The sequence below is a fragment of the Nodosilinea sp. LEGE 07298 genome, from assembly GCF_015207265.1.
Lineage (GTDB): Bacteria > Cyanobacteriota > Cyanobacteriia > Phormidesmidales > Phormidesmidaceae > Nodosilinea.
The window spans coordinates 1-1,933 of the sequence record NZ_JADEXE010000547.1; the positions used below are offsets into that span (position 1 = coordinate 1).

At 56.2% G+C, this 1,933-nt stretch carries 2 protein-coding genes; both read left to right on the plus strand.

All coding sequences use genetic code 11. From position 1 onward, the window contains the following. Positions 1 to 443 precede the first annotated feature (443 nt). A complete protein-coding gene (locus tag IQ273_RS32880) occupies positions 444 to 911 on the plus strand; it encodes a hypothetical protein (RefSeq protein ID WP_194027268.1) in 468 nt (155 codons plus the stop codon). Between the two features lie 3 nt (positions 912 to 914). Then, on the plus strand, positions 915 to 1,805 hold the full coding sequence (locus IQ273_RS32885) for an amidohydrolase family protein (protein ID WP_228054370.1): 891 nt from the start codon (positions 915 to 917) through the stop codon (positions 1,803 to 1,805). Positions 1,806 to 1,933: the final 128 nt, after the last annotated feature.

The window sequence follows — 1,933 nt, forward strand, 5'->3', positions numbered from 1 at the left end:
ATACCTTCAGTGTCTTTTCTTATTAGCTTAAATTGGATCCGGTCTCAGTGATGACTCAAGGGGCAGGGAGAACACCTCTCCCGCCTATCTAGCTGTCGTCACCCGCCACGTTCAGTGTCGTCTAATACCCTTGTGAACCCTCACCCCAGGCCATCATTTAGATCACCTTAAAATTACAAATATTTACGCAAGAAAACAAACTAAACAGACCAAACAGACTTGATTGGAAATCTGCGCAACCATAAACTTTTGGAGCTGAGATTTTGCCTATGCTCGGCGTCAAACGTGGTTCGCCTTTCCCCTCAGGCCAACATGCCGCGCTGTGTTCTGGACTGCATCAATCACCTCTGTCGTGATTCCTCTGCGGTGAGTTCAGGCGGCGGGAATTTTGGCCTGGTGGGGTTTGGTACCGCCTGCCCAGGAGTTTCCCAGGAGTTATTGCTTTGATTAACCGCAGCCTCATTGTCGCCGGGTTAGTAGCTGGAACCTTTGCCCAATGCGCGATCTTGACTCCAGAGGTGAGGTCAGAGACGGAGGTGGAGGTGGCCTACTGCAACACCGACGGCTACGCCATCAAAATCTATACCCTCGGAGGTCTCGATCCGGAGTCTCCCCGCGCTGGAGAGACCTTTGTGCGGATTTACGACCGGACGTTTATGGGCACCGTGATCAATCGCACCCCGGTCAGCCACCGTTCGACGGTTCAAGACGGCATTGCCGGTACCGAGTACGAAAATCTAATGGGCGAAAGCCAGTGGCAGATCTTTATGGCCAGCGCCCCTGGGCAGGGGTTTGACCCAGAGTCTCCCAGTGCTAACCCCAGCGCTGGCGTGCACCAGTGCATTATGTCTCGCAATGGTGAGGTGATGGCCTACGGTACCGGTCGGGCTTCGAGCACTCTAGGGCAATAGGCGATGATTAACGATATCTGCTGCAATCTACCGCTGAAACTCCTCAGCGAGAAGTTTTTGGTGCCCCGCCGTCTGTTTTTGTTGGGGGCGGGGTCCTTCGCCGCGACGGTCGCGTTGTCCAACCGGGGCGAAACCGCTGGGGCCATGCCCACCAGTGCCTCCCCCGTAGCCCTGGCTCAGGGGGTTACCACCGCCGACACCATCTACGTCAACGGTATTGTGGTGACGGTGAACGATAACCAGCCAGAGGCCAGCGCGATCGCCGTCAAAGACGGCATTATTGTCGCTGTGGGCGATGCCGTCGCTGTTGCTCCTCTGCAAAGTGCAACCACCCAGGTCATCGACCTCCAGGGTAAGACCGTTGTGCCTGGTTTCATCGACCCCCACGGCCACCTGTTTCAGCAGGGTATTGCCGCCGTTGTTGCCAATTTGCTGCCCCCGCCCGATGGCCCGATCGACGACATTCCCAAACTGGTGGATGCTCTCAAAGCCTGGGGAGAGACTCCCGCCGCCGCTCAAATTGGCTGGATTCTCGGCAACGGCTATGACGACTCTCAGCTCAAAGAACAGCGCCACCCCACCCGCGACGATTTGGATCAGGTCTCCACGGAGATGCCCATTGCCATTTTTCATCAATCGGGGCACTTGGGCGTGCTAAACAGCCGGGCGCTAGAGCTAGCGGGCATTACCGCTGACACGGCCAACCCTGATGGGGGCATCATTCGACGACGGGCGGGCAGCAGCGAACCCGATGGGGTACTGGAAGAGAGCGCCTTCCATGAGGTGCTGCTGACTACCGTAGCCGGGGCCGCCAACATTACCGCCGCAGATGCCATCAACATCGTTAAAAAAGGAGCTTGGTGGTGCAGAAAAGTCCTGAAAGGGTTGTTGTGAAAGGAGTCCCAAATGAGACAGGGTAGATGGGAAGGGGCATTTCATGAGAGGCTTGAATTCCCCAACTCAAGGCCAGTCTCATGGAAACACCCCTCTTGTATCGTCAACTGCAAGACCAATTGAGTCAA